The sequence below is a fragment of the Streptomyces sp. genome (genome assembly GCF_031178505.1).
GTDB classification, from domain to species: Bacteria; Actinomycetota; Actinomycetes; order Streptomycetales; family Streptomycetaceae; genus Streptomyces; species Streptomyces gulbargensis.
Genome location: NZ_JAPSIW010000507.1, coordinates 1 through 5258 on the forward strand (window position 1 = coordinate 1; position 5258 = coordinate 5258).

A 5258-nucleotide genomic window follows, 5' to 3' on the forward strand; every position below is an offset into this window, starting at 1 on the left:
GCCGGAGGTGATGCGGATGGGCGCGTTCATCTCGGCCGCGATGATCATCGACAGGGTGGTCTTGCCGAGGCCGGGGGCGCCGGAGAGCAGGACGTGGTCGGCGGTGGCACCGCGCTGGCGGGCGGCCTTGAGCACGAGGTCGAGCTGCTGGCGGACCTTCTCCTGGCCGACGAACTCGGCGAGGTCCTTGGGGCGCAGGGCCGCCTCGACGGCCTGGTCGTCCCCCTCGGCGGCGGCACCGACGATCCGCTCCTCTGCGGCGGGTGCCGTCTCGTCGTCCCAGTTCACGGTGGAGTCTGCCTTCTTGTTCGTACGGTGCGGGCGGCGGGGCCCGGCGGGGTCAGCGGGCGCGGTTCAGGGTCTGCAGGGCGGCGCGGAGCAGCTGCGGTACGGGCACGGAGCCGGTCTCGGCGAGGGCGGCCTCGGCCTGCGGGGTGACGGCGCCGACCGCCTCCTCGGCCTCGCGGCCGGCGTAGCCCAGGCCGATGAGGGCGGAGTGGAGCTGCTCGGTCCACGGGGCGGGTCCGGTGGCGGCGGCGCGCTGGGCGCCGACGAGGCCGCTGGTGCCGAGGGGGCGGCCGAGCTTGTCCTTCAGTTCGAGGAGGAGTTTCTGCGCGCCCTTCTTGCCGATGCCGGGGACGGCGGTCAGCGCCTTCTCGTCGCCGGTGGAGACGGCGAGGCGCAGCGCGTCGGGGCTGTGCACGCCGAGCATGGCCTGGGCGAGCCGGGGGCCGACGCCGCTGGCGGTCTGGAGGATCTCGAAGACCTGCCGCTCGTCGTCGTCGGCGAAGCCGTAGAGGGTGAGGGAGTCCTCCCGTACGACGAGGGTGGTGGCGAGCCGGGCCTGCTCGCCGACGCGGAGCCCCGCGATGGTGGTGGGGGTGCACTGGACGGCCATGCCGACCCCGCCGACCTCGATGACGGCGGTGGTGGGGGCGAGGGCGGCGACCGGGCCGCTGACGAAGGCGATCATGACGTGCGGCCTTTCGATGCGTGCAGGGCGACGGCCTGCTGGAGGCGGTTCTGGGCGGGCGCCCGCCAGATGTGGCAGATGGCGAGGGCGAGGGCGTCGGCGGCGTCGGCGGGCTTCGGCGGGGCCGCGAGTCGCAGCAGCCGGGTCACCATGGCGCCGACCTGATCCTTGTCGGCCCGGCCGCTGCCGGTGACGGCGGCCTTGACCTCGCTCGGGGTGTGCAGGGCGACGGGGATGCCGCGCCGGGAGGCGCAGAGCATGGCGACCGCGCTGGCCTGGGCGGTGCCCATCACCGTACGGACGTTGTGCTGGCTGAACACCCGCTCGACGGCGACGAGTTCGGGCGAGTAGCGGTCGAGCCACTCCTCGATGCCGCGCTCGATGCCGACGAGGCGCAGGCCGATGTCCGCGTCGGCGGCGGTGCGGACGACGCCGACACCGAGCATGGTGAGCGGCCGTCCGGCCGCGCCTTCGACCACGCCGACGCCGCACCGGGTCAGTCCCGGGTCCACCCCCAGCACCCGCATGGCGCCCCTCCCTCGACCGCTCTCGCTCATCTGTTTGTGCAGGCTATCGGCTGCCTGTGACAACGCAGCGGGCCGACGGGGGTGTGTCCCCCGCCGGCCCGCTGCCGAAGGCTCGCGATCAGGCGTCGACCTTCGCCATGACCTCGTCGCTGACGTCGAAGTTCGCGAAGACGTTCTGCACGTCGTCGCTGTCCTCGAGGGCGTCGATCAGCTTGAACATCTTGCGCGCGCCCTCCTCGTCGAGCTCGACCTGCATGGTCGGGACGAAGCTGGAGTCGGCCGAGTCGTAGTCGATGCCGGCCTCCTGGAGCGCGGAGCGGACCGCGACCAGGTCGGTGGCCTCGCTGATGATCTCGAAGCTCTCGCCGAGGTCGTTGACCTCCTCGGCGCCCGCCTCGAGCACGACCTCCAGGACGTCGTCCTCGGTCAGCTCGCCCTTGGGCAGGACGACGACGCCCTTGCGGTTGAACAGGTACGAGACGGAGCCGGGGTCCGCCATGGAGCCGCCGTTGCGGGTCATGGCGACGCGGACGTCGGAGGCGGCGCGGTTGCGGTTGTCGGTGAGGCACTCGATGAGCACCGCGACACCGTTCGGGCCGTAACCCTCGTACATGATCGTGGCGTAGTCGACGCCGCCGGCCTCCAGGCCGCCGCCGCGCTTGACCGCGGAGTCGATGTTCTTGTTCGGGACCGACGACTTCTTGGCCTTCTGGATGGCGTCGAAAAGGGTCGGGTTGCCGTCCGGGTCGGCGCCGCCGGTGCGGGCGGCGACCTCGATGTTCTTGATCAGCTTCGCGAAGAGCTTGCCGCGCTTGGCGTCGATCACGGCCTTCTTGTGCTTCGTCGTAGCCCATTTAGAGTGGCCGGACATCTGCCTGTCTCCTTCGCGTAACCATTTCCTGAACGAACCCGAGAGATCCTACCGGGATCACGTCACCGTTCGGCGCGCACCATGTCCACGAACAGGGAGTGGACGCGGTGGTCGCCGGTGAGCTCCGGGTGGAAGGAGGTCGCGAGGGCGCGGCCCTGCCGGACGGCGACGATGTGGCCGTCGTGCTCGGCGAGGACCTCCACCTCGGCTCCGACGGACTCGACCCACGGCGCGCGGATGAAGACGCCCTCGACGGGACCGTCGATCCCGTCGACGGTGACTCCGGCCTCGAAGGACTCGTTCTGCCGCCCGAAGGCGTTGCGGCGGACGATCATGTCGATGCCGCCGAAGGTCTCCTGGCCCGAGCGCGGGTCGAGGATCTTGTCGGCGAGCATGATCAGGCCGGCGCAGGTGCCGTAGACCGGGAGGCCCGCGGCGATGCGCTCGCGCAGGGGCTCCATCAGGCCGAACAGCGTGGCGAGCTTGGAGATGGTGGTGGACTCGCCGCCGGGTATGACGAGGCCGTCGACCTCGGCGAGCTCTTCGGGGCGCCTCACCGGCCTGGCCACGGCATCGGCCGCGGCCAGGGCGATCAGGTGCTCCCGTACGTCGCCCTGGAGCGCCAGGACACCGATCACGGGAGTGTTCATCGGTGCTTACCAGCCCCGGTTGGCGTAGCGCTCGGACTCGGGCAGGGTGTCGCAGTTGATGCCGACCATGGCCTCGCCCAGGTTGCGGGAGGCGTCCGCGATGACCTTCGGGTCGTCGTAGAAGGTGGTGGCCTTCACGATGGCGGCGGCGCGCTTGGCCGGGTCGCCCGACTTGAAGATGCCGGAGCCGACGAAGACGCCCTCGGCGCCGAGCTGGCGCATGAGCGCGGCGTCGGCCGGAGTGGCGACGCCACCGGCGGAGAAGAGGACGACGGGCAGCTTGCCGAGCTCGGCGACCTCCTTGACGAGCTCGTACGGGGCGCGCAGCTCCTTGGCGGCGGCGAACAGCTCGTTGTTGTCGAAGCCGCGCAGCTTGGCGATCTCGTTCTTGATCTGGCGCAGGTGGCGGACGGCCTCGACGACGTTGCCGGTGCCGGCCTCGCCCTTGGAGCGGATCATGGCCGCGCCCTCGGCGATGCGGCGCAGGGCCTCGCCCAGGTTGGTGGCGCCACAGACGAAGGGGGTGGTGAAGGCCCACTTGTCGGAGTGGTTGACCTCGTCGGCCGGGGTGAGGACCTCGGACTCGTCGATGTAGTCGACACCGAGGGACTGCAGGACCTGGGCCTCGACGAAGTGGCCGATGCGGGACTTCGCCATGACCGGGATGGAGACCGCGCCGATGATCTCTTCGATCATGTTCGGGTCGGACATGCGGGCGACGCCGCCGTCCTTGCGGATGTCCGCGGGGACGCGCTCCAGGGCCATGACGGCCACGGCGCCGGCGTCCTCGGCGATCTTCGCCTGCTCGGCGTTGACCACGTCCATGATCACGCCGCCCTTGAGCTGCTCGGCCATGCCGCGCTTGACGCGCGCGGTGCCGGTCTCGGGAGACTGGGGGGTGGTGGAAGGCGTGGTGGACACGGGTACCTCACTCGTGACAACGGGGGTGACGACTCCACCGAGGAAACAGGCCACCGGGGGTCCCCAGCAAGGGCCAATGTGGACCCGGTGGATCGTTTTCGCAGGCCCAGGGGGTCAGGCCGGACGATCGGCAAGGGCCACCGGGGGCTCGTCGTCCATTTCGAAGGCGAGCGGGAACGGAGCGTGTCCGGCCAGCCGGAACCAGCGCACGGTGCGGTGGCGGCGCAGGGCGCGGGCGGCGCGGACGGCGTCGTTGTGGAAGCGGCGGGCCATGGGCACCCGGCGGACGGCGGCGGCCAGCTCGTTCGCCGTCTCGTCGCCGCCGGGCGCCGCGCGGACGACCTCGACCTGTTCGGGCTCGCCGAAGACGGCCCGCAGGGCCTGGCTGAGTTCGCTCTCGGCGACCTCCCGCTGGTCCTCCTGGGCCTGCCGGGCGGCATGCGCGGCCTCGTACAGCACGAGGGAGGCGGCCGGGTCGAGGATGCCGGAGGTGGCCAGTTCCTGGGTGACCGAGGCGCGGCGGAGCAGCTGGGCGTCGAGGGCGGCGCGGGCGGCGTCGATACGGGCGTGCAGCCGGTCGAGCCGTCCGGCGGTCCAGCTCAGGTAGACGCCGACGACGATCAGCGCGACGACGGTCCAGATCAGGGTTTCGGTCACGGGCGCACAGGCTACCGGGGCGGCGGCAGGACCCCCTCCCAGTGGTCGTGGTCGTGGGCGAGGAGGACACGGGCGGGACGGCCCGCGGCGAGTTCGGCGAGCCGGTCGAGCCAGGGGCGGTACGGGGTGCCGAACTCGTGCGCGAAGTCGTACGCCTGCCCGGCGAGGACGGTCACGCGGTCGCCGTGGTCGAGCAGCAGCGACTGGTGGCCCTCGGTGTGGCCGGGGGTGGGCACGATCCGGACGCCGGGCGCGATCTCGTGCTCGCCGTCCAGCTCCTCGTACCGGACGCCGGTCAGGAGCGTGTCGATGGTGTACCCGCCGGCGCGGGCGGTGGCGAGTTCGGTGCGCTGGACCAGGACGGGTGTGGTGGGGAAGAGCTGGTTGCCGCCGATGTGGTCGAAGTGGAGGTGGCAGTTGACGACGAGGTCGACGTCCTCCGGTCCGACGGGCAGCGGCCGGCGGACCGGCCGGTAGTGGGCGTCCGCCTCTGGCGAGCCCTCGCCCATGCCCGTGTCGAAGAGGAGGCTGCCGCCCGGGTGGCGGACGAGATAGGCGAAGGAGGGCTCCACGCGCGCGTGGGGGCCTCCCCATTCGTCGGCGGGCCGGGTGAAGTGACCGAGGTCGAGCCGGGTGATCGAAAGCATGGGGCAAGCCTG

General features: G+C 71.8%; 8 protein-coding genes. All 8 read right to left on the reverse strand.

Features of this window, described 5'->3' with window-relative positions; all coding sequences use genetic code 11:
- A partial coding sequence (locus RIF68_RS26455; RefSeq protein ID WP_309053809.1) for a RuvB-like domain-containing protein occupies positions 1–288 on the reverse strand: 288 nt, incomplete at its 3' end.
- A 52-nt stretch (positions 289–340) separates the two neighbouring features.
- Positions 341–973 (reverse strand): Holliday junction branch migration protein RuvA, encoded by a 633-nt coding sequence (gene ruvA, locus RIF68_RS26460; RefSeq protein ID WP_309053810.1) that lies wholly within the window; start codon positions 971–973, stop codon positions 341–343.
- A complete protein-coding gene (gene ruvC / locus RIF68_RS26465) occupies positions 970–1500 on the reverse strand; it encodes a crossover junction endodeoxyribonuclease RuvC (RefSeq protein WP_309053811.1) in 531 nt (176 codons plus the stop codon). Before ruvC ends, ruvA begins: the two co-directional genes overlap by 4 nt.
- Before the next feature lie 118 nt (positions 1501–1618).
- Entirely contained in the window at positions 1619–2371 is a 753-nt protein-coding gene (locus RIF68_RS26470; RefSeq protein ID WP_309053812.1) for a YebC/PmpR family DNA-binding transcriptional regulator, read from the reverse strand.
- 62 nt (positions 2372–2433) lie between these two features.
- On the reverse strand, positions 2434–3021 hold the full coding sequence (pdxT, locus tag RIF68_RS26475; protein WP_309053813.1) for a pyridoxal 5'-phosphate synthase glutaminase subunit PdxT: 588 nt from the start codon (positions 3019–3021) through the stop codon (positions 2434–2436).
- 6 nt (positions 3022–3027) lie between these two features.
- The gene (gene pdxS, locus RIF68_RS26480) at positions 3028–3942 is read right to left on the reverse strand and encodes a pyridoxal 5'-phosphate synthase lyase subunit PdxS (protein ID WP_309053814.1); all 915 of its coding nucleotides are present in this window, start codon (positions 3940–3942) and stop codon (positions 3028–3030) included.
- A gap of 114 nt (positions 3943–4056) precedes the next feature.
- On the reverse strand, positions 4057–4599 hold the full coding sequence (locus RIF68_RS26485; RefSeq protein ID WP_309053815.1) for a hypothetical protein: 543 nt from the start codon (positions 4597–4599) through the stop codon (positions 4057–4059).
- Positions 4600–4610: 11 nt separating this feature from the next.
- Positions 4611–5246 carry an N-acyl homoserine lactonase family protein gene (locus RIF68_RS26490; RefSeq protein ID WP_309053816.1) on the reverse strand — a complete coding sequence of 212 codons (636 nt, stop codon included), beginning with the start codon at positions 5244–5246 and terminating at the stop codon, positions 4611–4613.
- Positions 5247–5258 lie beyond the last annotated feature (12 nt).

Coding starts and splice junctions, on each gene's coding strand:
- ruvC (WP_309053811.1), bottom strand. CDS start 1,500: ATGCGGGTGCTGGGGGTGGACCCGGGACTGACCCGGTGCGGCGTCGGC.
- RIF68_RS26470 (WP_309053812.1), bottom strand. CDS start 2,371: ATGTCCGGCCACTCTAAATGGGCTACGACGAAGCACAAGAAGGCCGTG.
- ruvA (WP_309053810.1), bottom strand. CDS start 973: ATGATCGCCTTCGTCAGCGGCCCGGTCGCCGCCCTCGCCCCCACCACC.
- RIF68_RS26490 (WP_309053816.1), bottom strand. CDS start 5,246: ATGCTTTCGATCACCCGGCTCGACCTCGGTCACTTCACCCGGCCCGCC.
- pdxT (WP_309053813.1), bottom strand. CDS start 3,021: ATGAACACTCCCGTGATCGGTGTCCTGGCGCTCCAGGGCGACGTACGG.